The sequence below is a fragment of the Actinomadura sp. NEAU-AAG7 genome (assembly GCF_018603865.1).
Taxonomy (GTDB): Bacteria; Actinomycetota; Actinomycetes; order Streptosporangiales; family Streptosporangiaceae; genus Spirillospora; species Spirillospora litoris.
The window spans coordinates 510953-535517 of sequence record NZ_JAHFZY010000005.1; the positions used below are offsets into that span (position 1 = coordinate 510953).

The following is a 24565-nucleotide window of genomic DNA, read 5'->3' on the forward strand; positions in this document are numbered from 1 at the left end:
CGGTTGTCGCGTGGCTCGGGAGACTCCGGACGCCGATGGTGGAGCAGGGGTCAGCCGATCTTCGGGGTGGCGCGGTCGATGATCGGGGCCAGGTCCAGGCCCGGCGGGAGGGTGCCGAAGGCGCCGCCCCGGTCGCCGGCCAGGCGGGTGGCGCAGAAGGCGTCGGCGACGGCCGGGTGGCCGTGCCTGACCAGCAGCGACGCCTGGAGGACCAGTGCCAGGCCCTCGGCCACCCGGCGGGCGCGGTACTCGATCGTCGCGGTGTCGGTGAGGCTTTCCCTGGCGTCCTTGACGGCCGCGTCCAGGCGCTTGTCGGCTCCTTGGGAGAGGGCGACCTCGTCGAAGAACGTCTCCAGTGTTCGCGGGTCGCGCAGGGCTCGGAGGAGGTCCAGGGCGGCCACGTTGCCGGAGCCCTCCCAGATCGAGTTCAGGGGGGATTCGCGGAAGAGGCGGGGCATGCCCGACTCCTCGACGTAGCCGTTGCCGCCCAGGCATTCCAGGGCCTCGGCCGTGTGGGCGGGCCAGCGCTTGCAGACCCAGTACTTGCCGACCGCCAGCGCCAGGCGCTTGAACGCCGTTTCCGTCCCGTCGCCTCGGACGGAGCGGTCGGTGGCGCCCGCCAGCCGGGTCATGAGGAGGGTCGCCGCCTCGGACTCGATCGCCAGGTCCGCCAGGACGTTGCGCATCAGGGGCTGGTCCGCGAGGTATCCGCCGAACGCCTTGCGGTGCGCGGCGTGGTGGGCGGCCGCGGCGACGCCCTGGCGCATCCCCGACGCGGCGCCGATGACGCAGTCGAGCCGGGTCATGTTGACCATCTCGATGATCGTGCGGACGCCGCGTCCCTCGGCGCCGACGCGCCAGGCGAGCGCGCCCTCGTACTCGATCTCGGCCGAGGCGTTGGAGCGGTTGCCGAGCTTGTCCTTGAGCCGCATCAGGCGCAGCGGGTTGAGCGCCCCGTCCGGGAGGACGCGGGGGACGAGGAAGCAGGTGAGGCCGTCCGGGGCCTGCGCGAGGGTCAGGAACACGTCGCACATCGGGGCGCTGGTGAACCACTTGTGGCCGGTGAGGCGGTAGGTGCCGTCCGGCAGCGGGGACGCCTCGGTCGTGTTCGCGCGCACGTCCGAGCCGCCCTGCTTCTCGGTCATCGACATCCCGGCCAGCAGCGCGTTCTTGGTCAGCGGGGCGCGGAGGCCGAAGTCGTACTCCGGGCGGGCCAGCAGCGGCTCGTACCGGGCGGCCAGCTCCGGTGCCTGCCGCAGGGCCGGGACGGACGCGTAGGTCATCGAGATCGGGCAGCCGTGGCCCGCGTCCACCCGCCAGACGTAGAACTTGGCGGCGCGGGCGACGTGCGCGCCGGGACGGGGATCGGCCCACGCGGAGCCGTGCAGGCCGTGGGTCACCGCGACCGTCATCAGCTCGTGCCACGCCGGGTGGAACTCGACCTCGTCGACGCGGTTGCCGAAGCGGTCGTGCGTCCGCAGGACGGGCGGGTGCTCGTTGGCGAGGCGGCCCTGCTCCTGCGCGTGCCCGGTGCCCGCCAGGCGGCCCAGCCCGCGCACCTCGGGCACGGCCCAGCCCGCGCCCTCGCGCTCCAGGCCGTCCAGCAGCACGGCGTCGTCGGCCACGTCGTGGCCGGCGAGCGGGGGGACCTGGTTGAGGACCTCGTGGGTCACGGTGCTCCCTCCGGGTATGCGGGGTGTCACGGAGAACGATACAGAATGCCGTTCGGAACGGGTGCCGGCCGTGCCCCCGACCGGCCTCCCGGGGGCATCCTCCTGAAGTGGTGGGGTGATCTCGTCCGCGCGGCTGATTGCCCGCGAGGCTCGAAGGCATACCTTCGGAAACATGAGTCAGTCCAGTCCGCAGCCGGGGCGACCGCCGGAACGCCGCCCCGCCGACCTGCGGAAGGAGCCCCGTCCCGCCGCGGTGCCGGAGACCGCGGGCGGGCCCGGTGTGGATCCCGCGGCGGTGCCCGGGGTGGGCGTGGTCCGGGCGTCGGACGCCGAGCGGGAGGCCGTGGTCGAGCGGCTGCGCGTCGCCTCGGTGGAGGGCCGGCTGACCTTCGAGGAGCTGACCGAGCGGTCCGAGGCGGCCTACGCCGCGGTCACGCGCGGTGACCTGGAGCTGATCACCCGTGACCTGCCCGGCATGGGCGCGCCCGGAGCCAATCCGGCACCCGTGCAGGTCAAGCGCAAGTTCAGCGCGATCATGGGGGACTGCAAGGAGCGCATCGTCGGCCGCATCGACGAGCGCCTGGAGGCCGTGTCGGTGATGGGCGACGTCGAGTTGGACCTGCGCGGCGCGCAGGTCCCCACCGGCGAGGTCACCGTCTACGCCACCGCCGTGATGGGCGACATCAAGATCATCGTGCCGGACGGGGTGACCGTCGAGCTGAGCGGCCGCGCCGTCATGGGCGACCGGCGGGTCGCGGTCCGCGAGCCCCGGCCCGGCGCGCGGGTCCCCGTCGTCCATGTGGTCGCCCACGCGATCATGGGCGATGTCAAGATCGTGGACGACGAGCACCACGCGCCGCTGCGCCGCGCGATCGCCTCCTGGTGGAAGGACCGCAGCACCTGAGGGGTCAGACGGCGGTGGGCTCCGCCTGGGCGGCGAGCGCCTCGGTGTACCGGTGGACGACCAGCTCGGCGACCTCCGGGGCCGCCCCGAGCACCGGCGACACCGCGTCCGCGCCCGCCGCGAGCGACTCCGCGCGGACCTTGTCGGCGAAGTGGCCCGGCGCGAGGATGTAGGACGCGACGGCCACGCGCGGCGCCCCCGCCGCGCGGAGCGCCGCCACGGCCTCCGCCGGGGACGGGCGCGACGCCGAAGCGAACGCCGGGACCGCGTCCCACCAGCCCCGTGACCGCCACTCCCGCGCCAGCCGCCGGATCGTCGCGTTCGCGGCGGCGTCCGAGGAGCCCGCCGACACCAGCACGACCGCCGTGTCCGGGTCGCCCGGCGGCACCCCCGCCTCGGTGAGGCGCCGCTCCAGCGCGTCCATCAGCAGCGGGTGCGGGCCCAGCGTGGCGGCGGTGCGGGTCCGCAGGCGCGGATGCCGGTTCCGCGCCCGCGCCAGCACGCCCGGGACATCGGTCTTGCTGTGGTAGGCGGCGGTGAGCAGGAGCGGCAGGACGACCGCCGCGTCCGCGCCGTCGCGGGCCAGGCCGTCCAGCACCCGTCCGGGGGCGGGCGGCGCGTGGTCCAGGAACGAGGCGTGGACGGGCACGCCGGGACGCAGCGCCCGGACGGCGTCCATGAGGCCCGCGACCGTCGCGGCGGCGCGCGGGTCCCTGCTGCCGTGCGCCACCGCCACCAGGGGGGTGCTCACAGGTGGATGCCGCATTCGGTCTTGCCCATCCCGGCCCAGCGCCCGCTGCGCGGGTCCTCGCCCGGCGCGACGGGGGACGTGCACGGCGCGCACCCGATCGAGGGGTAGTCGTCGTAGTGCAGCGGGTTGACCAGCACGCCGTTGTCCTCGATGTAGTTGTCCATGTCCTCCTGGGACCAGTCCAGGATGGGGTTGACCTTGACCATCCCGCGCTTGCGGTCCCACTCGACGACGCGGCGGTCGCGGCGGCTCGCGGTCTCGTCCCGGCGGATGCCGCTGAACCAGGCCATGTAGCCCTCCAGCGCGCGGCCGAGCGGCTCGACCTTGCGCAGGTGGCAGCACAGGTCGGGGTTGCGGCCGAACAGGCGCGGGCCGAGCGCGGCCTCCTGCTCGGCGACCGTCCGGGAGGGCGTCACGTTGATCACGTTCACCGGGTAGACGGCCTCCACCGCGTCCCGGGTCCCGATCGTCTCGGCGAAGTGGTAGCCGGTGTCGACGAACAGCACGTCGATGCCGGGCTTCACCTTCGACACCAGGTGGATCAGCGCCGCGTCCGACATGGACGAGGTCAGGCAGATCCGGTCGCCGAACGTCGCCGACGCCCACCGGATGACCTCCAGCGTGGGCGCGCCCTCCAGGGCCGCGGCGGCGGACGCGACGATGTCCTCAAGATCGAGTGTGGGTCTGTCGGTCTCCAGAAGAGTCACCGAGGGATCTCCTTGCGTGTCTGGGGCGCTCCAACACCGAGGAACTTCAACGAGAAGGAACGGACGCAGTCGTGGCAGAACCAGGCCCCGGTCTCCGCGAGGGGCTCCAGGTTCTCCTCACCGCAGTACGGGCAGTAGAACGGCGCGGCACGTTCGCTCATTTCCGCTGCCCTCCGCTACTTCAGATCGGCTTCGTCGGCACGGCGCACCCAGTCGGCGAACCTCTCGCCGTCGGCGCGCTGCTCGTCGAACCGGCGGACCACCCGCTCGACGTAGTCGGTGAGGCCCGCCGAGGTGGTCTTCAGCCCGCGGACCTTCTTGCCGAACGTGGCTCCGAGCTGCCCGCCCAGGTGGATCTGGAAGCCCTCGACCTGGTCGCCGTTCTCGTCCACGACGAGCTGGCCCTTGAGGCCGATGTCGGCGACCTGGATGCGGGCGCAGGCGTTCGGGCAGCCGTTGACGTTGATGGTGAGCGGCTGGTCGAAGTCCGGGAGGCGCTTCTCCAGCTCGTCCATGAGGTCCATCGAGCGCTGCTTGGTCTCGACGATCGCGAGCTTGCAGTACTCGATGCCCGTGCAGGCCATCATCTGGCGCCGGAACGTGGAGGGGCGCACCTGGAGGTCGTGCTCGGCGAGGGCGTCCGCGAGCGCCTCGGTGTTCTCCTCCGGGACGTCCAGGATGACCAGCTTCTGCTCGATCGTCGTGCGGACGCGGCCCGAGCCGTAGCGGGCGGCCAGCGCGCCGATGGCGCCGAGCAGCTCGCCGTTGACCCGGCCGACGCGCGGCGCGAAGCCGACGTAGAAGTTCCCGTCCTGCTGCGGGTGGATGCCGACGTGGTCGCGGCGCTCCTTCGGCGCGTCCGGCTCGGGGCCGTCCGGCAGCGCGTACCCGAGGTACTCCTTCTCCAGCACCTCGCGGAACCTCTCCGGGCCCCAGTCGTTCATCAGGAACTTCAGCCGGGCGCGGCTGCGCAGCCGCCGGTAGCCGTAGTCGCGGAAGATCGAGGTGACGCCGTGCCACACCTCGTGCGCCTGCTCGGGCTTGACGAACACGCCGAGGCTCTTGGCGAACATCGGGTTCGTGGACAGCCCGCCGCCGACGAAGAGCTGGTAGCCGGTCGCGCCCGCCTCGTTCACCACGCCGACGAAGGCGATGTCGTTGATCTCGTGGACGGTGCAGTGCGAGGTGCAGCCCGACAGCGCCGTCTTGAACTTGCGCGGCAGGTTCGAGAACTCCGGCGAGCCGATGTAGCGGTCGTGGATGTCGCGCAGCTGCGGCGTCGCGTCGATGATCTCGTCGGCGGCGATCCCGGCGAGCGGGCAGCCGATGATCGTGCGCGGGGTGTCGCCGCACGCCTCCATCGTGTGCAGCCCGACGGCCTCCAGGGCCTCCCAGATCGCGGGGACGTCCTCGATCCGGACCCAGTGGAGCTGGACGTTCTGGCGGTCGGTGATGTCGGCGGTCCCGCGCGCGTACCGGGTGGAGATGTCGGCGATCGTGCTCAGCTGGGCGCCGCTGAGCTGGCCGCCGTCGATCCGGATCCGCATCATGAAGTAGCGGTCGTCGAGCTCCTCGTCGGGGAGCGCGCCGGTCTTGCCGCCGTCGATGCCGGGCCTGCGCTGCGTGTAGAGCCCGAACCAGCGGAACCTTCCGCGCAGGTCCGCCGGGTCGATGGAGTCGAAGCCGGCCTTGGAGTAGACGTCGATGATCCGGCGGCGGACGTTGAGCCCGTCGTCGTTCTTCTTGTTCTCCTCGTTCTTGTTGAGCGGTTCCCGGTAGCCGAGGGCCCACTGGCCCTCGCCCTTCTTCTTGCGCTTGATCGCGGGTGGCACGGCGCGCGTCCTCATCTGTGGTGGTGAGGGACGCGTAGCGCACCGGCGGTGTGGGACAGCCGGCTCGGCACTGAGCAGGGTGATGCCAGGGATGACGCCGATGCACCACGCGCCCGTCGAGCAGGGCGTGGTCGGGGCGTCAGCGACAGATCGCGCTGCGGACGCGCAGGAAGTCGACGTGCCGGCGTTTCGCCAGCAACGGATCCGCAGCAGTCATGCCTAGACTTTGACACGACGTCTCGCGGGCTGTCCAGTTACGCCCGGCGTCGGCGCACGTGAGAAGAGTCATCCCTGCCGTCTCCAGTTCACCCGGGGCTCCGGTGCGGGGGCGTCGCCGGTACCCGGCCGGCCGGGCTCCCCGCCGAGGTCGGACGGGGCGGCGCCGCCCGCGGTCGCGGCGGGGGAGGGCAGGTGCTGGCAGTCGCACCACGACCCGCCACGGCACTGCCCGTGGTGGCGATCCCGGCACGACTGGCATATCACCCTTCCATTGTCACCGACGGACCGCGATGCTCGGACCCCGGCCGCGGCGCTCGAAACGATCATGGGCCGGCCGACGTTCCGGGACGTCGAAGGGGGTATGGGCGCGAGGATGTACAACGGAGGGCCGGGAGGCCCCCCGAAGCGGTCGGGGGACGGTTCGGGCGACGGGGGGCGGTCGGCACGCCACGCGCGGAGTGGATCACTGAAATGGGCGATGCGGAATGTACCGGGCAGGTAACGCTCTACGGTGGGGTGGTGTGACCACCGTCCCCGACGCCGCGGGCGTCTCGCCGGCCGGGGACCCCGCCCGCCGGGGCGCGCCCGAGGAGCCGTCGGACGCGGGCGAGTCCGACACGGGCGCGTCGAGGGCGCCCAGCACCGGCGCGCCGTTCAGGGGGCCGCTCAGGCGCGTCCGGGAGGCGCTCCGGGCGTGGACCCGCACGGCGGCGCGGACGGCGTGGCTGCTCGCGCGCGGCACGGCCGTCGCCGCGTTCCGGTACCGCGTCACGGGCCTGGCGGCCGAGGCGGCGTTCTTCGCCCTGCTGTCGCTGCCGCCGCTGGTCATCGGGCTGATCGGCACGATGGGCCACTTCCGGGGCGCGCTCGGCGCCGACACCGTCGCCGACGTCCGGGCCTGGCTGATCCAGCACGCCCGGACCGTGCTGACCGACGACGCGGTCAAGTCGGTCGTCGTGCCGCTGATCGACGACGTGATCAAGGGCGGCAGCCCCGACATCGTCTCGGTCAGCTTCCTGATCTCGCTGTGGGCGGGCTCGCGGGCCACCAACGTCTACGTCGACACGATCACGATCGCCTACGGGCTGTCGGGCATCCGCGGCGTGATCCGCACCCGGCTGCGCGCGTTCTTCCTCTACCTCGTCGGCCTGCTGGTCATGCTGATCCTGATCCCGCTGCTGGTGGCGGGGCCCGCGCTGGTGCGGGACGCGCTGCCCGAGGGCGCCGGGTTCGTGCTGATGTTCTACTGGCCGGTCGTGGTGGGCCTGTCGGTCGCGTTCCTGGCGACGCTCTACCACATGAGCGTCCCGGTGCGGACGGCCTGGTGGCGCGAGGTGCCGGGCGCGGTCGTCGCCCTGCTGATGTGGATCCTCGGCAGCGTCACGCTCCGGCTCTACCTGACCGGCTCGCTGAGCGGCGTGTCGGTGTACGGGTCGCTGTCGGCCGCGATCGCCGTCCTGGCCTGGCTGTACGTGGCGGCGCTCGCGGTGCTGATCGGCGCCGCGCTGAACGCCGAGATCGACCGGCTGTGGCCGAGCGCCGGGACCGCGCGGGCCCGCGCCGTCCGGGACGGGCGGGCCGAGCCGGACGGGCGGGCCGAGCCGGACGGGCTGGAGGAGCCGGACGGGCTGGAGGAGCGCATCGCGGCCGAGGGCGACGGCCGCGGGTAAAAACTATGTCCGGGGTCGTCCTGAATGGATTAAACATGTCGTAACCTCGCGTGACATGACCCCTCGTGAGAAGACCGGCCGGCTGCGGACCGTGACCGGCACGATCGCGGCGTCCGACATCACCGGGCCGGTGCTCACCCACGAGCACCTGCGGATGGACCTGCGCTGGCCGTCGCGGCCCAAGCTGGCCGAGGCCGACCCCTACCGGTGGCTGGACGAGGAGAAGGCCGTCACGCGGGAGCTGTCGGACCTGCGCGCCGCGGCGGGCCTCGGCCTGGTCGTCGACCTGAGCTGCTCGGGGATGGGCCGCGACGCCGCCGGCCTCGCCCGGATCAGCGCCGGGTCGCGGGTGGCCGTCGTCGCCGGGACGGGCGTGTTCACCGAGCCCTTCCACCCGGACTTCGTCCGCACCGCGCTGGAGGCGGGGGAGACGGCGGGGGTCGAGCGGATCGCCGAGCGGCTGCTCGCCGAGATCGGCTTCGGGCTGGACGGCACGAACTCGCTGCCCGGGGTGATCGGCGAGATCGGCGCGTGGGGCGAGGCGCCCACCGAGGCGGAGGAGGCGTGCCTGCGCGCCGCCGCCCAGGCCGCCCGCTACTCGGGCCTGTCGGTGGCGACCTACGGCCGCGCGGGCGTCGCGCAGCTGGAGATCCTCACCGCGGCCGGGCTGGCGCCGGGCCGCGTCGCCGTCGGCCAGCAGGACCGCGTGGACGACCCGGGCCAGCACCGCAAGATCGCCGAGACCGGCGCCTACGTGTCGTTCGGGACGCTCGGGCTGGCGGGCGAGGACCACGCGGCCATCGGCGCCCGCGTCCGCGGCGTCATGGACCTGCTGGAGGCCGGGCACGCCGACCGCGTGCTGCTGAGCACGGGCGTCTCGCGGATGGACCAGGTCGCCCGCAACGGCGGCGTGGGCTACGGCTACCTCTTCGAGGTGTTCCTGCCGGCCCTGCGCGCGGCGGGCGCCGACGAGGCCACGCTGGAGGGCGTCCTGCGCGACAACCCGCTCCGCTGGCTGACCGCCGGGTCCGCCGCCTCCTGACGCGCCCCGGTCCCTGGCCGGTGCCCGGTCGGGGCCCGGATCCTGGGTAGGACTGCCTCAGGTGCTCGATTGCCTGGGGGTGCACCTATGCGGTGGAAGTCACTGCCCTACTCCGACCGGCTCGCGGCGGGAGAGGTGCTCGCCGAGTGGCTGGTCCCGCTCGGCCTGGACGGCGCGGTGGTGCTCGCGCTGCCGAGGGGCGGCGTGCCGGTCGGGCACGCGGTCGCGCGGCGCCTGCGCGGCTCGCTGGACGTCCTGGTGACCCGCAAGATCGGCTACCCGCCGCAGCCCGAGCTCGGGCTCGGCGCGATCGCCGAGGGCGGCGCGCCGGTGCTGGACGCGGGGCTGCTGCGGCGGCTCGGCCTCACCGAGGACGACGTGGCGCCGATCGTGGCCGCCGAGCGCGCCGAGCTGGAGCGCCGCGTCCGGGTCTACCGGGGGGACCGCCCGCTGCCGGAGACGGCGGGGCGGCCGGTCGTGGTCGTGGACGACGGCCTCGCCACCGGGGGCACCGCCCGCGCGGCCGTGCGGGCGACCCGCGAGCGCGGGCCGTCCCGGCTGGTCCTCGCGGTGCCGGTGGCGGCCGCCGAGACCGTCGGGTCGCTGGAGGCGGAGGTGGACGAGCTGGTGGTGCCCGCCGCGCCGCTGGACTTCCACGCGGTCGGCCAGTGGTACCTCGACTTCGGTCAGCTCACCGACGGTGACGTGGTCGCCTGGCTGGCGAGGCCGCGGGAGGCGGGCTGAGGAGGCGGGCCGAGGAGCCGCGCCGGCGCGGTGGCCGGGAATGGATCGTGCGAATGTCCGGGAAAAGGCCACGCGCCATCTCCCGTTACGGTAAAGCGGCGAAATCCGGGAGCCGCGGGGGAGGAGTGGACGCGGGCAACGCAAACGGCCCCGCGGGGCGGGGCCGTGACGTTTCTCGGTGGCGTGCCGGGGTGCGCGATGGGAGCGTTCGAGCGGCCTGGCCGCCGGCGCGACGGCCGGCTAGGCGGCGTTGGCGCGACGCATCCGGCGACGGCGCTCGGATGCGCGCTCGTCTTCGTTGAGTCCGCCCCACGTGCCGTACTTCTCGGGCCGGGACACCGCGTAGTCCAGGCAGTCCGAGCGGACGGGGCAGCCCATGCAGATCTGCTTGGCCTTGCGTTCGCGGATCTCGCGCTCGGGCTGACGCTCGCCGTCGGGACCGAAGAAGAGGACGAGGTCTTCCCCCCGGCACGCCGCGGCGTCCTGCCAGCCCCAGCTGGGACGAGGGAGGTTTGCCTGCCGACGTACCTGAGCCATGGAACACCCACCTTGATTGGTTTCGAACAATTTCGGGACATGGACGCTCGACATGCTTCAGGTGACATGAGTCAGAAGCGCCGAATGGTCCAACGTCTGGAGTTGCCGCTCTGTTCCCCGTCCGGTTACTCCGGAAACCTGGGGTCGTGCGACAGGGAGACCCTCGAATGGGGCCTCCGTGAGATTACACGAGGGCCGCCTCGTTGAGAAGGGTGAGTTCCCTAACAACGTGGGTTCTCTGGTTCTCATCGCACTCGGGTCCGCAGGGATGGGGGAGTTGGACGGCCTCGACGACCGCCCGGTAACGGCTCCGCCGACTGGTGACGACCACCGAGTACCGGGACGTCCCGTTCGGGGGCCCCGGGGCCGGGTCGACCGATTCCACGGTCACCGCGTCCAGCGCGAGCCGTCCGGTGGCCGCGCGGACGTGGTGCTCGGCCGCCTGCGCCGGTTCGGGAGTTCCGGCGCGGCCGCGCAGCCGGTCCAGGACGACCTCGCCGCGCAGGTAGGCGTGCACCGCCGCGGCGGCCTCGGCCTCTCCGAGGTCGCCGTAGCTGAGCCCGTGCGGGAGGCAGACCAGGTTCGCGGCGAACCGGTCGCCCCCGACATGAGTGGTCTCCCAGACGAGGCGGCCGAAACGTCGCGTGAGCGCTCGGGCCAGCGGGGCGCCCGTCCGCGCGCAGCAGGCGTTGCGGCGCCCGTGCGTGCAGACCAGCAGGACCGGCTCGTGGACCGGCTCGCCGAATCCCGGGCGGACGCCCGCCGCGAGCGCGTCGAGGTCGAGGCCGGCGAGTTCGGCCGGGCCGGCCAGCTCGCGCCCCTCCATCCACACCGTGTCGCCCTGCGAGTACGCGGCGTAGACCTGGAGCGGCGGCGTCGGGCGCCTGCGTCCCGACCGGCGGATGAGCTGGGGGCGGACGCCCTTGGCCTGCGCGGCCCGGACGGTGTCGGCGACCAGGTCGTTCCGGGGGGTGTGGGGGGTCGTCCCCCCACGCGGGCCCGGGCCGGGGGCGGTGATCTGCTCGATCCGCTCCGGCCAGGGCCCGGGGTGCTCGATCAGGAGCCAGGAGCGCGCCTTCGTCGTCGCGCTCGCCGCGCACGGCCGCTCGCCGGTGTGGCTTCCCGGACAGTGCGCGCAGCCCTTACCACGCGTCAACGAACAACCCCCGCCCCGATCCTTGGTCCTCTTAGGTTAGGTTAACCTAATTAATCTTCCGGGGGCCAATCGGGGTGGCCGACGTCACCCCGAGGGCTCCAAGGAGTGCCTCCGCCGTCGGCAGCGCGGCGGCGCGGTCGGCGTCGACGAGCCCGACGCGGGTCCGGCGGTCGAGCAGGTCGGCGGCGTCCAGCGCGCCCTCGTGCAGCGCGCCCCAGGCCAGTTCCGCGCCCAGCACCGCCAGGCCCGGGACGACCGGTTCCAGCAGGCCCGGATCCGTGTCGGCGAGCGCGGCCAGCAGCGGCGCCTCGGTCCCGTACCGCTGGACGAGGCGCCGCGGGGCGTCCAGCGCCGCGAGCCGGGCCGGGGCCGCCGCCCCGACGAGCGGGAGGCGCGCCGTGCGGCAGGGCCCGGCGTCCAGGCCGCGCGCGGCCACGGCCGCGTCCACGGCGTCCCGCGCCATCCGCCGGTAGGCGGTGAGCTTGCCGCCGACGACGGTGACGACCCCGTCCCGCGAGGTCAGGACGGCGTGCCGCCGGGACAGGTCGGCGGTGTCGCCGTCCCGTCCCGGGTCGAGCAGGGGGCGCAGCCCGGCGAACGCGCCGACCACGTCCTCGGGCCGCAGCGGCACCTCCAGCGCCGAGGCGAGGACGTCCAGCAGGAACCCGATCTCCTCCCGGGTCGCGCTCGGGACGTCGGGGATCGGGCCGTCGGCGGGCTCGTCGGTGAGCCCGGCGTACACGCGGCCGTCGCCCTGCGGCAGCACCAGCAGGAACCGGCTGCGCGCGCCCGGCACCGGGATCTGGAGCCCGGCCTGGAGCCCGCCCAGCGCCTCCGCGCGGACCACCAGGTGGGTGCCCCGCGAGGGGCGCAGCGCCACCCCGTCCACCAGGCCGCCCGCCCAGACCCCGGCCGCGTTGACGACCGCGCGCGCCCGGACGGTGATCTCCGCGCCGGTCGCCTCGTCCCGGACGAGCGCGCCGTCGCCCGCGAGCGCCACCGCGCGGCAGCGGGTCAGGACGCGGGCGCCGTGCGCGGCGGCGGTGCGGGCGAGGGCGGTGACCAGGCGCGCGTCGTCGGCGAGCTGCCCGTCCCACGACAGCAGCCCGCCGCGCAGCCCGTGCCGGCGCAGCGCGGGCGCGAACCGCAGCGCCTCGACGGCCGACAGGCGGCGGGGGGCTGGCAGCACCGAGCGCGGGGTGCGGGCGGCGAGGCGCAGCGCGTCCCCGGCCCGCGTCCCGGCGCGCACGAGCGCGGCCTGCGGGCGCGACACCAGCGGCGTCAGCGGCAGCACGAACGGCAGCGCGCGGACCAGGTGCGGGGCCGTCCGGCACATCAGCACGCCGCGCTCGACGGCGCTCTCGTGCGCCACGTCCACCTGGCCCGCCGCCAGGTAGCGCAGGCCGCCGTGCACCAGCTTGGAACTCCAGCGGGACGTGCCGAACGCCAGGTCGTGCGCGTCGACGCCGGCGACCGACAGGCCCCGGGACGCGGCGTCCAGCGCCACCCCGGCGCCGGTCACGCCGAGCCCGACGACCAGCACGTCCACGACCTCGTCCGGCAGCGCGGCCAGCTCCCGCTCGCGGCGGGCGGCGTTCAGGGACGACCGCACGGGGCGGTTCTGGGGGGTCGGGCCCCCGCGAAGAGCCGGCTTCGTCATGGTGCGAGCATCCGGTCGAGGACGGCGCGCAGCTCCGCGTCGAGCGCCTCGGGGGACAGCTCCGGGTCGTCGCCGGTCACCGTCGGGCCCGACAGCGCGAACGACTGGACGACCAGCAGCACCGCGCGCGCCTGCCGCCCGGGGTGGCCCGCGCGGACCGTCCCGTCGTCCTGGCCCGCGCGCAGCGACTCCTCGAACAGCTCCAGGAACGCGTGCTGGCTCGCGCCGAGGCGGTCCAGGACGTAGGGGAGCAGCAGCTCGGGGTCCACCTCGACGATCTTGCGGAGCAGCGGGTGGGCGCGGAACGCCCGCACGCCCGCGACCAGGCCGTCCACCAGCCGGGGCCGGACGGCGCGGCCGTCGTCGGGCGGGTGGACGTCGGCCGCGATCCGGGTCCACTCGCGGGTCATCAGGTCCGCGACGATCGTCCGGACGTCGGGCCAGCGCCGGTACAGCGTCATCCGGGAGACGCCCGCGCGGCGGGCGATGTCGGTGAGCGTGGTGCGGCGCACGCCGACGGCCAGCACGCAGTCGCGCGCGGCGTCCAGGACGGCGTCGCCGGCGGTCCGGCCGGCCGCAGTGTTGTGACGGTTAGACGTCATGTGTCACAGTGTAAGCACAGGACCGGGAGGCGCGGTGGAGGCACGGGACATGCTGTGGAGCGGCTGGGGCGATCCGGCCCGCGCCGAACCGCTGCCGGAGGCCGTGGTCGGGCTGCTGCGCGACCTGCTCGGGGTGCGCCCGGCCGAGGCGCCGCCGGTCGCGTTGGCGGAGGTGAGGGTCCCGCCCTGCCGCCTCGATCCCGCTGATCTGGACGCCCTCGCCGCGACCGCCCCCGTGCGCACGGACGCCGAGTCGCGCGTCCGGCACACCCGGGGCAGGTCCACCTCCGACCTGCTGCGGATACGCGCCGGCGACGCCTCGGACGCGCCGGACGCGGTCGTGCTGCCCGGCACCCACGACGAGGTCCTCGCCGTGCTGCGCGCCTGCGCGGCGCGGGGCGTCGCGGTCGTCCCGTTCGGCGGCGGGACCTCGGTCGTCGGCGGCCTCGCCCCGCGCGGCGGCGCGTCCGGCGGGTCCGGCGCGTTCGTCGCGCTCGACCTGCGGCGCATGAACGCCCTCTTGGAGCTGGACGGGACGTCCCGGACGGCCGTCCTGCAACCGGGCCTGCGGGCGCCCGACGCGGAGGCGCTGCTGGCCGCGCGCGGCTACACGCTCGGGCACTTCCCGCAGTCCTACGAGTGGGCCACGGTCGGCGGGTTCGCGGCGGCGCGCTCCAGCGGGCAGGCGTCGGCCGGGTACGGGCGGTTCGACGACATGGTCGTGGCGCTCACCGCCGCCACCCCCGAGGGCACGCTGGACCTCGGCCGCGCGCCGAGGTCGGCGGCCGGGCCCGACCTGCGGCAGCTCGTCCTCGGCTCCGAGGGCGCGTTCGGCGTGATCACGTCGGTGACCGTGCGGATCCACCCGGTGCCGGAGGAACGGTCCTACGAGGGCTGGCGCTTCGCCTCCTTCGACGAGGGCGCCGCCGCGCTGCGGCACCTCGCCCAGGACGGCCCGCTCCCCGCCGTGCTCCGGCTCGGCGACGAGGCCGAGACCATGGTCGGGCTCGCCGATCCCGCGCGGCTCGGGGCCCCGGGCGGCGCGGGCTGCCTGGCCGTCCTCGGGTTCGAGGGCACCGCCGCGGACGTCGCCGCGCGCCGGGGGCGGGCCGCCCGCGTGCTGGCGCGGGCGGGCGGCGAGCCGCTCGGCGCCGCCCCCGGCGAGCGCTGGGAGCGGGGCCGCTTCGACGCCCCCTACCTGCGCGACGCGCTGCTGGACGCGGGCGCGTTCGCCGAGACGCTGGAGACGGCGACGTTCTGGTCGGGCCTGCCGGGCCTGTACGGGGCGGTGCGCCGGGCGCTGACCGACTCGCTGACGGGCGCGGGCACGCCGCCGCTGGTCATGTGCCATATTTCGCACGTGTATCCGTCCGGGGCCTCGCTGTACTTCACCGTCGTGTCCGCGCAGGGGGACGATCCGGTCGCGCACTGGGCGCGGGCCAAGGGCGCGGCCTGCGAGGCGATCCTCGCCGCGGGCGGGACGATCAGCCACCACCACGGCGTGGGCACCGACCACCGCGACTGGTACGCGCGGGAGGCCGGGCCGCTCGGCGCGGCGCTGCTGCGCGCCGTCAAGGAGCGCCTCGACCCGGCCGGCGTGCTGAATCCCGGCGTCCTCGTCCCGCCGGCGGCGGGGGAGTAGCGCGGTGGAGGCCCGGCGGGGGACCCCGCGCGCGTTCACCGCGATCGTCAACCCGGCGGCGGGCGGCTCCGCGCCCGCCCGGACGCTGATCCCGCTCGCCCGGCTGCTGCGCGCGGCGGGCGCCGACGTCGCCGTCGAGTACAGCCGCGGGCTGGAGCACGCGGCCGCGCTCGCGCGCGCCGCCGCGGGCGCCGGACGGGTCGTCCTCGGGGTCGGCGGCGACGGCATGGTCGGCCGTGTCGGCGGCGCCCTCGCCGGGACGGACGCGGTCCTCGGCGTCGTCCCCGCCGGGCGCGGCAACGACTTCGCCCGGCAGCTCGGCGTCCCGTCCGACCCGGAGCGGCTGGCCCCGCTGCTGCTGGACGGCGCGCCGCGCGCCGTGGACGCCATCGAGGCCAACGGCACGGCCGTGCTCGGCAGCGTCTACGCGGGCGTGGACGCGGTCGCCAACCGCAACGCCAACCGGGCGCGGGTGCTGCGCGGGTCCGCCGCCTACTACGCCGGGGCCCTGCGCGCGATCGCGACGTGGCGCCCGGCGGACTACCGGGTGACCGTGGACGGCGCGGAGCACCTGCGGCAGGGCTACACCGTCGTCGCCGCGAACTCCGGCTACTACGGGTCCGGCAAGCACATCGCGCCGGGCGCGCGCGTGGACGACGGGCTGCTCGACGTCGTCCTCATCCGGCGGGCGCCCCGGACGCTGTTCTTCGCCGTCATGCGCGAGCTGGAGGACGGCGCGCACGTCCGGCGCCCCGAGGTCGAGGTGCTGCGCGGGCGGGAGGTGCGGATCGAGCTGGCGGGGCCGTCCGCCGCGTCCGGGCGGAGGCTGCCCTACGGCGCCGACGGCGAGCTGCCCGGCGTCCTGCCGGTGACCGCCCGGGTACTTCCGGGCGCGCTTCGGATGCTCGCCCCGGCCCCCGTGACGGCACTCTGACCTGCTGTCTCACAAAAGTTCGAGATTTGGACCCCTCGTTTGGGTCGATTTACGCGTGCATTACGGCTCCACGGATAGCGTCGTTAACGTCCCGTTTCGGGACCTTGGGGCCGTCTGTGGAGGCATCATGGGAAGGCGACTGCTCGCCGTTCTGGGGGGACTCATGATGACCACGGACGCCCTCGTCGTGGTGGCGCCGGCGTCCCTGGGGGTGGCGTCGGCGCCCACGACTCTCCGGAGCCGCGGAGCCGCGCGCGCGGCGCGCGTCCGCCCCGTCCCGATCCGGAGCCTCACCGCCGCCCCGGCCGCGGCCCATACCGCATTGATCGTGTGATGGGGATCACGGTCTAGCATCGGGGTCGCATCAGGCGGGTCTCCGTTCTCACACCTGTGCCACCTTCTCGGCCATCTGGCCTGCATCGGCCAACTTCGTAGGGCATCGTTACCGCGATTCTCGGTGAGATTCGCAGTGTGATCGTTTGGCGGAGGTGGTCGTGACAACCGAGTCATCAGGGCCGGGGTCCGCTTCAGGCGGACTCGACAACGCGGCCTACACGCAGATGAGGCAGTCGCCGGAGTTCGAACGGCTACGCCTGGCCTTCCGCCGTTTCGTCTTCCCCATGACGGTGGCGTTCCTGATCTGGTACCTGCTCTACGTCGTCCTGTCGGCGTACGCGCGGGGCTTCATGGGGCACAAGCTGTTCGGCGAGATCAACGTGGCGCTGGTCTTCGGGCTGCTCCAGTTCGTCTCGACGTTCCTCATCGCCTGGCTCTACGAGCGGTACGCGCGCGGCACCCTCGAACCGCTGGCCTCCTCCGTGCGGGACACCCGCACGGGCGGCGGCGCGGGCGCGACCGCCGTCAAGGACCTCAAGAAGGGCGAGACGAAGACCGAGACGAAGTCCGAGACGAAGTCCGAGTCCGAGGAGGACGGCGCGTGAGCCCCCAGCACCTCGCCGCCCCCGTGCTGGCGGCCTCCGACAGCGAGCACCGGACGATCTCCCTGGTGCTGTTCGCCCTGTTCGTGGCGCTCACCCTGTGGATCACCCTCTGGGCCTCGCGGCAGAACAAGACCGCAGCCGACTACTACGCGGGCGGGCGCGCCTTCACCCCGCTCCAGAACGGCCTGGCCATCAGCGGCGACTACATGTCCGCCGCGTCGTTCCTCGGCATCGCGGGCCTGTTCGCGCTGTCGGGCTATGACGGCTTCCTGTACTCGATCGGCTTCCTGGTCGCCTGGCTGGTGGCGCTGCTGCTGGTCGCCGAGCTGCTGCGCAACTCCGGCCGGTTCACGATGGCCGACGTGCTGGCGTTCCGGATGCGGCAGCGGCCCGTCCGGGCGGCGGCCGGCATCTCCACGATCGTCGTGTCGATCTTCTACCTGCTCGCCCAGATGGTCGGCGCGGGCGCGCTGGTCGGCCTGCTGCTGGACGTCGACGGCGAGAGCGCCAAGATCTGGACGATCGTCGCCGTCGGCGCGCTGATGATCTTCTATGTGACCGTCGGCGGCATGAAGGGCACCACCTGGGTGCAGGTGGTCAAGGCCGTCATGCTGATGACCGGCGCCGTCGTCATGACGGTCTGGGTGCTGTCCAAGTACAGCTTCAACCTCTCGGACCTGCTCAGCGACGCCGCCGACAAGAGCGGCAAGGGCGACAAGTTCCTCCAGCCGGGCCTGAAGTACGGCGCCACCACCGTGTGGTCCAAGCTCGACCTGCTCTCGCTCGGCCTCGCGCTCGTCCTCGGGACGGCGGGGCTGCCGCACATCCTCATCCGCTTCTACACCGTCCCGACCTCCCGCGCCGCCCGCACCTCGGTCAACTGGGCGATCGGCATCATCGGCGTGTTCTACCTGATGACGCTGGTCATCGGCTTCGGCGCGGCGGCCCTCGTCGGCGGCAAGGCGATCGCCGCGCAGGACAAGGGCGGCAACACCGCCGCCCCGCAGCTCGCCCAGGAGCTCGGCGGCGGGGCGGGGTCGACCGGCGGCGCGGTCTTCCTGGCGATCATCGCGGCGGTCGCGTTCGCGACGATCCTCGCGGTGGTCGCGGGACTCACGCTCGCCTCCTCGTCCTCGTTCTCGCACGACCTGTTCGCGAACGTGTTCAAGCGCGGCAAGGCCAGCGAGCGGGACGAGGTCGTGACCGCCCGGTACGCGGCCGTCGTCATCGGCGCGGTCGCGATCGTCCTGTCGATCTTCGCGCGCGGGCTGAACGTGGCGTTCCTGGTCGCGCTGGCGTTCGCGATCGCCGCGTCCGCGAACCTCCCGACGCTGCTGTTCTCGCTGTTCTGGAAGCGGTTCAACACCGTCGGCGCGGTCGCGGGGATCTACGGCGGCCTCGTCGCGGCGGTCGGGCTCGTGCTGCTCAGCCCGATCTGCTGGGGCGGCAAGACCGACACCCTGCCCAAGGGCAACGTGGACGCGCTGTTCAGCGAGACCACGGTCGCGCCCATCCCGTTGCAGAACCCCGGCCTGATCTCGATCCCGATCGGGTTCCTGTGCGCCTACCTCGGCACCGTCCTGTCCAAGGAGCGCACGGACGAGAAGTTCGCCGAACTGGAGGTCCGGTCGCTGACCGGAACCGGCGCGCACTGAGCCCCTCCGGGATCGGCCAGGTCGCTTGACTGGCGGAACGCCTCCGGGACAGGCTGTGAGCTCTCCCTCACAGCCCCCGGAGGTGTTCTGTTGCGTGCAGAGGACGGAGCGGACGGCGCCGCGGAGCCGCCGCCGCGCGTTCCGGCGTCCGCCAACTCGCGCACGTCCGAGGCGGGCGCCGGCTGGGAGTGCGGCGCGCCGGGCACGTTCAACGCGCTGCTGCCCGACCGGATCCCGGGGTTCTCCTGGCGCCGCCCGACGATCCTGTGGCGGTCCCGCAACGACGTGGTCGCCCGCCTGTTCGGCGACCCGGCCGACGCGATCCGCCGCCGCTGCGTCGCCGCCCTTCGCGAGCGCGGGACGCCCGCCGCGTTCACCGTCCACCGGTCCGCGGCGCGGTTCTCGTTCCTGCTCGTCGGCGACACCGGCGAGGGCGACAAGTCGCAGTACGCGGTCGTCCCGCCGCTGCTGAGCGCCGGCGCCGGAACCGACTTCATGGTCATCGCCAGCGACGTCATCTACCCGGCGGGCGACGCGGGGCAGTACCCGGCGAAGTTCTTCCGGCCCTACAAGGACTACTCCGCCCCCATCTACGCCGTCCCCGGCAACCACGACTGGTACGACGGGCTGCGCGGCTTCCTGCACGTGTTCTGCGACCTGGACGCCGACTGCTCGCCGCCGCCCTGGCGCGGGCCGCTCTCCTTCGTGCCGCGCCTGTTCTGGCGCGCGTCCGGGACGGTCGAGCGGAGCGTGCTCGCCGAGGCGCGGCGCGCCTACCGGGGCGCGCCCGGCCAGCAGGCCGTCCAGCCGGGGCCGTACTGGGCGATCGACACCCCGTCCCTGCGCATCGTCGGCATCGACACCGGCATCACCGGGCGCATCGACCGCGACCAGGGCGCGTGGCTGCGCGAGGTGTCGGCGGGCCCCAAGCCCAAGATGCTGGTCACCGGCAAGCCGCTCTACGTGGACGACCAGCACCGGCCCTGCCCGATCGAGGGCGGCGGGACCGTCGATGAGATCGTGCGCGACCCGGCGCACCACTACGTCGCGGCGATCGGCGGCGACATCCACAACTACCAGCACTACCCGGTGGGGCTGGAGGACGGCCGCGTCCTGCACTACATCGTCTCCGGCGGCGGCGGCGCGTTCATGCACGCGACCCACGTCATCCCCCGCACGCGCGTCGTGGACGAGGGCGACTTCCGCTGCTACCCGCTCCGCGGCGACTCCCTCTCGCGCTACAGCAGGCTCTACGGCCGCTGGCTGCGGCTGCCGAGGCTGTTCGAGCTGTCCCCGAGGGAGGCGACGGCCGCCGTCCAGCACCGCCTCGGCATCGAGCCGGGGCGCGGATACGACGCGCCCGCGCCGTCCGCCCGCGCGCGTTTCGTCGCCGGGCTCCTCGGCGTGCCGCGCGGTGGCCGGCCCCGGCCACGCTTCGCCCGCCTTCCGGTGCGTAAGCTTCCCCAGCGGTTCCGCTCCGAGCTCGCCGACTGGGACACGCCGCCGTTCTTCAAGAACTTCCTGCGTGTGGACGTGACGGAGGACGAGCTGCGCATCCGTTGCTTCGGCGTGACCGGCTGCGGCGACCACGAAACGTCACCGCCGTGCGAGGACGAGGTGCCGATCCCGCTGCGTTAGGTCTCAGATCGGATAATCTTGACGCCGAAAAGCGGGGAATTTCGTGATCTTGAAGCGGCCGACCGCCCGAGCCCGTTACAGTCTTGGCTCACCACACGGGTGAACGGTAACGGACGGTCGGCCGGAAAACGACCGCGTCCTTCAGGAGAGCGATGAGTTACCCCCAGCAGGGCCAGGGCCAGCCTTACCAGCAGCAGCAACAGCAGCAGGCGTACCAGGGCGGCTACGCCCCGGCCCCGCAGCACCAGCAGCAGGCGCCCGTCGCGCGCGGCGCCGGCGCCAACATGAAGCGCCGCAACCCGGTCGGAGCCTGGCTGGGGCTGCCGATCATCACGTTCGGCATCTACGGCATGGTGTGGTTCTTCAAGGTCCACCAGGAGCTGCACGAGTACGACCGGCGCATCGACAACGCCGCGACCAACGCCCTGCTGTCGATCCTGTTCGGCAGCATCACGCTGGGCATCTGGCCGCTGATCATGTGGGTGAAGCTCGGCGGCCGCATCGCCGAGGCCCAGCGCGCCGCCGGGCTGCCCGCGAGCTGCAGCGGCGGCATGGGCTTCCTGCTCGGCATCCTCGGCTTCGGCGTCCTGTACTACCAGCTCCAGCTCAACAAGGTCATCGACCGCTACGGCGACACCCCGGCGGGCCAGCAGGTCTCCCTGGTCGCCTGACCCCGTCCGGGCGACAGAGGCCGCGGCCCTGGCCTCCTGACCCATCCGTGCCGAACCCCTCCGCGCCCCGTGGGCGCGGAGGGGTCGTCGCATGTCCGGCGGTCCCGCGCCGCACCGTCCCGCGCCGCACGGTCCCATGCCGCACGGTTCCCGCGCCGTACCGTCCGATGCCGCACGGGCCCGCCCGACCGCGGTTCTGTCAGAGGTCGGCGCCACAATGGCGGGGTGCGGATCGCGGTGGCCGCCGACGGCGGAGGCGGGGGAGTGCTGCGGCCCCTCGCCGAGGACGGCACGCCCACCGGCCCGGCCCGGCAGGCGGCCGACCTGGTCGCCGAGATCGCCGCGCGGGAACGGTCCGACGCGCCGCGCTGGGTGTGGCCCGCCACCGCCCGGCTGTACCCGGCGCTGCTGAGGGCCGGGGTGCGGGTGGCGCGCTGCCATGACCTGGAGCTGGTCGAGACCCTCCTGCTCGGCCACGCGGGACGCTACGGGGAGCCGCGCGCGGTCCGCGCCGCGTGGGCGCGGCTGCGGGGCGAACCCGTCCCGCCCGACCCTCCGCCGCCGCGCGCCGAGCCCGCGCAGGCGTCGCTGTTCGACGACGACGCCCCCGGCGCGGACGCTCCCGCCGACGACATCGAGCAGGTCGTCGCCGTGCACGCCGCGCAGCAGCGCGCGATCGCCGCGCTGGAGGGGTTCGCGCTGCTCGCCGCCGCCGAGTCCGCCGGGTCGCTGGTCGCGGCCGAGCTGGGCCACGACGGCCTGCCCTGGTCGGCGGCCGAGCACGACGCGCTGCTCACCGGGCTGCTCGGGCCCCGCCCGTCCGGCGGGCTGCGGCCGCGCAGGCTCCAGGCGCTCGCCGACCGGATCAACGCCGCGTTCGCCGCCGACGGCCGCGGACACGTCAACCCCGACTCCCCGGCGCAGATCGTCAAGGCGTTCGCGGCGGTGGGGCGGCCCGTCGCCTCGACGCGCGCGCACGTGCTCAAGCGCGTCGACCACCCCGCCGTGCCGCTGCTGCTGGAGTACAAGGAGCTGGCCCGCCTGCACACCGCCTACGGCTGGGGGTGGCTCGACACCTGGGTCCGCGGGGGCCGGTTCCGCCCCGAGTACGTGGTCGGCGGCGTGGTGTCGGGCCGCTGGGCGACCAACGGCGGCGGCGCGCTGCAGATCCCGCGCGTCCTGCGCCGGGCCGTCGTCGCCGACCCGGGCTGGCGGCTCGTGGTCGCCGACGCGGCGCAGCTCGAACCCCGCGTCCTCGCGGCCCTCGCGGGCGACCGCGCGTTCGCCGCCGCCGCCGCGCACGGCGACCTGTACGCCGCGCTGTCCCCGGCCTTCGGCCCGGAGCGCCCGGAGCGCCCCGGCGGCGCGGCGGGCTCCCCGCAGGGCTCCCGGCGCGATCCCGAGACGCTCGGCCCGCGCGAGAAGGCCAAGCTCGCGCTGCTGTCGGCCATGTACGGCGGCGGGACGGGCGAGGGCGTGCACCTGCTCGGCGTCCTGAAGAGCCGCTTCCCCGACGCGTTCGAGTACGTGGAGGCCGCGGCGCGCGCGGGCGAGAACGGGCACCTCGTCCGCTCCCGCCTCGGCCGCACCTGCCCGCCGCCGTCGGCCGGCTGGCGCGAGCTGACCGCCGCGGCCGACGACGAGGCGGACGGCGCGGACGGCGCGCAGGACGGCGCGGGCGGGCGCCGGCAGGCGAACGCGGCGCAGGCGCTGCGCGGCCGGGGCCGCTTCACCCGCAACTTCGTCGTCCAGGCGACCGCCGCCGACTGGGCGCTGGCGCTGCTCGGCTCGCTGCGCCGCCGCCTCACCGCGCTCGGGCCGCCCCGCCTGGTGTTCTTCCAGCACGACGAGGTCATCGTGCACACCCCGGCGGAGCTGGCGGAGGAGGTGACCGCCGCGGTCCACGCCGCCGCCGAGGAGGCCCGCCGGCTGCTGTTCGGCGACACCTCCGTCGTGTTCCCGATGGAGGTCGCCGCCGTCGACCGCTACTCCGACGCGAAGTGACCGCCGCCGGCCTGGGCGGCGCCCCGGTTCACGGGCGGGGGAGGTGCCTGACCCGGGCGGCCTCACGGGTGAGGTGGTCGCGTTCGGGGACGCTCGCGGCGGCGCGCGCGGCCTGGGCGTACAGGTCGGCGGCCCGGTCGAGGTCGCCGGCGCGCTCGTGTAGGTAGGCCGCCGCCGCGGCGCGGCGGGGCAGGTCGGGGCTCAGCCCGGCCAGGGCCGCGAGCCCGGCGTGCGGCCCGTCGGCCTCGCCGACCGCGACGGCGCGGTTGAGGCGCACCACCGGGCTGTCGGTGATGAGCAGCAGCTCGTCGTACCACTCGACGATCTGCGTCCAGTCGGTCGCGGCGGCCGTCCCGGCGTCGGCGTGCAGGGCGGCGATCGCGGCCTGGGCCTGGTACTCGCCCAGCCGGTCGCGGGCGAGCGCGGTCTGCAGGATCGCCACCCCCTCGGCGATCAGGCCGGTGTCCCACAGCGTCCGGTCCTGGTCGGCGAGCGGCACCAGGCGGCCTTCCGTGTCGGTGCGCGAGTCGCGGCGCGCGTGGTGCAGCAGCATGAGCGCGAGCAGGCCCGCGACCTCGGGCTCGTCGGTCAGGGCGTCGAGCTGGCGGGTGAGGCGGATCGCCTCGGCGGCCAGGTCGAGGTCGCCGCCGTAGCCCTCGTTGAAGACGAGGTAGAGGACGCGCAGGACCGTCCCGAGGTCGCCGGGCCGGTCGAGCGCCCGTCCCGCGATACCGCGCTTGGCGCGGCTGATGCGCTGCGCCATCGTCGCCTCGGGGACGAGGTGGGCCGCGGCGATCTGCCGGGTGGTCAGCCCGCCGACCGCGCGCAGCGTCAGCGCGACGGCCGAGGCCGCCGGGAGGACGGGGTGCGCGCACAGGAAGTACAGCCGCAGCGTGTCGTCGGCGGACGGCGCCGGGCCGGGCGCGGGCTCGACCTCGACGGTGAGCTCGCGGCCCCGCCGCGACGCCTCGGACCGGGCGGCGTCGAGGAACTTGCGCCACCCGGTCGCCACGAGCCACGCCCTGGGCTCGCGCGGCGGGTCGTGCGGCCAGGTGTCCAGGGCGCGGATGAGGGCCTCCTGGACGGCGTCCTCGGCGGAGGCGAAGTCGGCGCCGCGCCGGACGAGGACGCCGATCACCGCGGGCACCAGCTCCCGCAGCTCCGCCTCGTTCACCGCGGGGCCGCGGGCGTCTCGCCCAGCAGCGGGCGGACCTCCAGCCATTCGCGGAGCGGCTCGCCGCCGGGGCCGGGGGCCGCCGACAGCTCCCCGGCCAGCTCGACCGCGCGGTCCCAGGAGGGCACGTCGACGACGCACCAGCCCGCGACGAGGTCCTTGGTCTCGGCGAAGGGCCCGTCGGTCACCGGCGGGCGGCCCTCGCCGTCGAACCGCACGAACGCGCCCTCGGGCGCCAGCGCCCGCGTGTCGACGAACTCGCCCCGCTCCCGCAGCCGGTCGAGGAACGCGCGCATGTACCGCAGGTGCGCCTCGACCTCCTCCGGCGTCCACCCGTCCATCGGCCCGTACTCGACGGCGGGCGGCGGACCGCCCCGGTAGTGCTTCAGGATCAGGTACTTCATCGTCG

The 24565-nt window shown here is 74.5% G+C and carries 22 protein-coding genes; 11 read left to right on the top strand and 11 right to left on the bottom strand.

Annotated features, from left to right (window positions below; all coding sequences use genetic code 11):
- Window positions 1-50: 50 nt before the first annotated feature.
- Complete coding sequence (locus KLI87_RS25080; protein WP_308166158.1) at window positions 51-1673, bottom strand: acyl-CoA dehydrogenase family protein; 1623 nt, start codon at window positions 1671-1673, stop codon at window positions 51-53.
- Between the two features lie 172 nt (window positions 1674-1845).
- On the opposite strand from KLI87_RS25080, the gene KLI87_RS25085 reads away from it, so the two are divergent.
- Window positions 1846-2577 carry a DUF1707 domain-containing protein gene (locus KLI87_RS25085; protein ID WP_156215342.1) on the top strand — a complete coding sequence of 244 codons (732 nt, stop codon included), beginning with the start codon at window positions 1846-1848 and terminating at the stop codon, window positions 2575-2577.
- 4 nt (window positions 2578-2581) lie between these two features.
- Here KLI87_RS25085 and KLI87_RS25090 read toward each other — a convergent pair whose 3' ends face one another.
- From KLI87_RS25090 to KLI87_RS25105, 4 genes are read right to left on the bottom strand one after another with little or no spacing between them, the layout of a single operon-like run.
- A complete protein-coding gene (locus tag KLI87_RS25090; protein WP_156215343.1) occupies window positions 2582-3343 on the bottom strand; it encodes a sirohydrochlorin chelatase in 762 nt (253 codons plus the stop codon).
- On the bottom strand, window positions 3325-4035 hold the full coding sequence (locus KLI87_RS25095) for a phosphoadenylyl-sulfate reductase (RefSeq protein ID WP_214618928.1): 711 nt from the start codon (window positions 4033-4035) through the stop codon (window positions 3325-3327). Before KLI87_RS25095 ends, KLI87_RS25090 begins: the two co-directional genes overlap by 19 nt.
- Window positions 4032-4196, bottom strand: a complete 165-nt coding sequence (locus KLI87_RS25100) for an Insertion element protein (RefSeq protein WP_156215344.1) — start codon at window positions 4194-4196, stop codon at window positions 4032-4034. Before KLI87_RS25100 ends, KLI87_RS25095 begins: the two co-directional genes overlap by 4 nt.
- Before the next feature lie 15 nt (window positions 4197-4211).
- On the bottom strand, window positions 4212-5882 hold the full coding sequence (locus KLI87_RS25105) for a nitrite/sulfite reductase (protein ID WP_156215345.1): 1671 nt from the start codon (window positions 5880-5882) through the stop codon (window positions 4212-4214).
- A gap of 725 nt (window positions 5883-6607) precedes the next feature.
- Here KLI87_RS25105 and KLI87_RS25110 point away from each other — a divergent pair.
- The 3 genes from KLI87_RS25110 to KLI87_RS25120 all read left to right on the top strand — a co-directional run bounded on the left by KLI87_RS25110 (window position 6608) and on the right by KLI87_RS25120 (window position 9542).
- The gene (locus KLI87_RS25110; RefSeq protein ID WP_308166160.1) at window positions 6608-7756 is read left to right on the top strand and encodes a YihY/virulence factor BrkB family protein; all 1149 of its coding nucleotides are present in this window, start codon (window positions 6608-6610) and stop codon (window positions 7754-7756) included.
- 55 nt (window positions 7757-7811) lie between these two features.
- Window positions 7812-8798, top strand: a complete 987-nt coding sequence (locus tag KLI87_RS25115) for a phosphotriesterase (RefSeq protein WP_156215348.1) — start codon at window positions 7812-7814, stop codon at window positions 8796-8798.
- A gap of 87 nt (window positions 8799-8885) precedes the next feature.
- Window positions 8886-9542, top strand: a complete 657-nt coding sequence (locus KLI87_RS25120; RefSeq protein ID WP_156215349.1) for a phosphoribosyltransferase — start codon at window positions 8886-8888, stop codon at window positions 9540-9542.
- Between the two features lie 240 nt (window positions 9543-9782).
- On the opposite strand, the gene KLI87_RS25125 is transcribed toward KLI87_RS25120, so the two are convergent.
- From KLI87_RS25125 to KLI87_RS25140, 4 genes are all read right to left on the bottom strand, one after another.
- Entirely contained in the window at window positions 9783-10079 is a 297-nt protein-coding gene (locus tag KLI87_RS25125; protein ID WP_156215350.1) for a WhiB family transcriptional regulator, read from the bottom strand.
- A gap of 184 nt (window positions 10080-10263) precedes the next feature.
- Window positions 10264-11235 carry a sucrase ferredoxin gene (locus tag KLI87_RS25130; RefSeq protein WP_214618930.1) on the bottom strand — a complete coding sequence of 324 codons (972 nt, stop codon included), beginning with the start codon at window positions 11233-11235 and terminating at the stop codon, window positions 10264-10266.
- Window positions 11236-11281: 46 nt separating this feature from the next.
- Window positions 11282-12895 carry a glycerol-3-phosphate dehydrogenase/oxidase gene (locus KLI87_RS25135; RefSeq protein ID WP_214618931.1) on the bottom strand — a complete coding sequence of 538 codons (1614 nt, stop codon included), beginning with the start codon at window positions 12893-12895 and terminating at the stop codon, window positions 11282-11284.
- On the bottom strand, window positions 12892-13497 hold the full coding sequence (locus KLI87_RS25140) for a TetR/AcrR family transcriptional regulator (protein ID WP_214618932.1): 606 nt from the start codon (window positions 13495-13497) through the stop codon (window positions 12892-12894). Before KLI87_RS25140 ends, KLI87_RS25135 begins: the two co-directional genes overlap by 4 nt.
- 49 nt (window positions 13498-13546) lie before the next feature.
- Between KLI87_RS25140 and KLI87_RS25145 the strand changes: the two genes are divergently transcribed.
- From KLI87_RS25145 to KLI87_RS25175, 7 genes are all read left to right on the top strand, one after another.
- Complete coding sequence (locus KLI87_RS25145) at window positions 13547-15139, top strand: FAD-binding oxidoreductase (RefSeq protein WP_214619114.1); 1593 nt, start codon at window positions 13547-13549, stop codon at window positions 15137-15139.
- A 4-nt stretch (window positions 15140-15143) separates the two neighbouring features.
- A complete protein-coding gene (locus KLI87_RS41625) occupies window positions 15144-16073 on the top strand; it encodes a diacylglycerol kinase family protein (RefSeq protein ID WP_214618933.1) in 930 nt (309 codons plus the stop codon).
- Between the two features lie 560 nt (window positions 16074-16633).
- Complete coding sequence (locus tag KLI87_RS25155; RefSeq protein ID WP_156215354.1) at window positions 16634-17014, top strand: DUF485 domain-containing protein; 381 nt, start codon at window positions 16634-16636, stop codon at window positions 17012-17014.
- Window positions 17011-18669, top strand: coding sequence for a cation acetate symporter (locus KLI87_RS25160; RefSeq protein WP_214618934.1), 1659 nt, complete (start codon window positions 17011-17013; stop codon window positions 18667-18669). Before KLI87_RS25155 ends, KLI87_RS25160 begins: the two co-directional genes overlap by 4 nt.
- A 90-nt stretch (window positions 18670-18759) precedes the next feature.
- A complete protein-coding gene (locus tag KLI87_RS25165) occupies window positions 18760-20307 on the top strand; it encodes a metallophosphoesterase (RefSeq protein WP_214618935.1) in 1548 nt (515 codons plus the stop codon).
- A 152-nt stretch (window positions 20308-20459) separates the two neighbouring features.
- On the top strand, window positions 20460-20978 hold the full coding sequence (locus KLI87_RS25170) for a DUF4234 domain-containing protein (RefSeq protein ID WP_156215356.1): 519 nt from the start codon (window positions 20460-20462) through the stop codon (window positions 20976-20978).
- Window positions 20979-21203: 225 nt separating this feature from the next.
- Window positions 21204-22982: a bifunctional 3'-5' exonuclease/DNA polymerase gene (locus KLI87_RS25175; protein ID WP_214618936.1), complete on the top strand. Its 1779-nt coding sequence runs from the start codon at window positions 21204-21206 to the stop codon at window positions 22980-22982.
- Window positions 22983-23010: 28 nt separating this feature from the next.
- Here the strand turns inward: KLI87_RS25175 and KLI87_RS25180 are convergent, their stop codons facing one another.
- Both KLI87_RS25180 and KLI87_RS25185 read right to left on the bottom strand, forming a co-directional pair.
- Window positions 23011-24156: an RNA polymerase sigma factor gene (locus KLI87_RS25180; protein WP_214618937.1), complete on the bottom strand. Its 1146-nt coding sequence runs from the start codon at window positions 24154-24156 to the stop codon at window positions 23011-23013.
- Complete coding sequence (locus KLI87_RS25185; RefSeq protein WP_214618938.1) at window positions 24153-24560, bottom strand: YciI family protein; 408 nt, start codon at window positions 24558-24560, stop codon at window positions 24153-24155. Before KLI87_RS25185 ends, KLI87_RS25180 begins: the two co-directional genes overlap by 4 nt.
- Between the last annotated feature and the right edge of the window lie 5 nt (window positions 24561-24565).

What these genes read in the sequence shown, in the direction of transcription:
- KLI87_RS25125 (WP_156215350.1), bottom strand. Translation starts at nt 10,079, where the DNA reads ATGGCTCAGGTACGTCGGCAGGCAAACCTCCCTCGTCCCAGCTGGGGC.
- KLI87_RS25140 (WP_214618932.1), bottom strand. Translation starts at nt 13,497, where the DNA reads ATGACGTCTAACCGTCACAACACTGCGGCCGGCCGGACCGCCGGCGAC.
- KLI87_RS25120 (WP_156215349.1), top strand. Translation starts at nt 8,886, where the DNA reads ATGCGGTGGAAGTCACTGCCCTACTCCGACCGGCTCGCGGCGGGAGAG.
- KLI87_RS25155 (WP_156215354.1), top strand. Translation starts at nt 16,634, where the DNA reads ATGAGGCAGTCGCCGGAGTTCGAACGGCTACGCCTGGCCTTCCGCCGT.
- KLI87_RS25090 (WP_156215343.1), bottom strand. Translation starts at nt 3,343, where the DNA reads ATGCGGCATCCACCTGTGAGCACCCCCCTGGTGGCGGTGGCGCACGGC.
- KLI87_RS25185 (WP_214618938.1), bottom strand. Translation starts at nt 24,560, where the DNA reads ATGAAGTACCTGATCCTGAAGCACTACCGGGGCGGTCCGCCGCCCGCC.
- KLI87_RS25115 (WP_156215348.1), top strand. Translation starts at nt 7,812, where the DNA reads ATGACCCCTCGTGAGAAGACCGGCCGGCTGCGGACCGTGACCGGCACG.
- KLI87_RS25100 (WP_156215344.1), bottom strand. Translation starts at nt 4,196, where the DNA reads ATGAGCGAACGTGCCGCGCCGTTCTACTGCCCGTACTGCGGTGAGGAG.
- KLI87_RS25085 (WP_156215342.1), top strand. Translation starts at nt 1,846, where the DNA reads ATGAGTCAGTCCAGTCCGCAGCCGGGGCGACCGCCGGAACGCCGCCCC.
- KLI87_RS25105 (WP_156215345.1), bottom strand. Translation starts at nt 5,882, where the DNA reads ATGAGGACGCGCGCCGTGCCACCCGCGATCAAGCGCAAGAAGAAGGGC.
- KLI87_RS25145 (WP_214619114.1), top strand. Translation starts at nt 13,547, where the DNA reads ATGCTGTGGAGCGGCTGGGGCGATCCGGCCCGCGCCGAACCGCTGCCG.
- KLI87_RS25135 (WP_214618931.1), bottom strand. Translation starts at nt 12,895, where the DNA reads ATGACGAAGCCGGCTCTTCGCGGGGGCCCGACCCCCCAGAACCGCCCC.
- KLI87_RS25170 (WP_156215356.1), top strand. Translation starts at nt 20,460, where the DNA reads ATGAGTTACCCCCAGCAGGGCCAGGGCCAGCCTTACCAGCAGCAGCAA.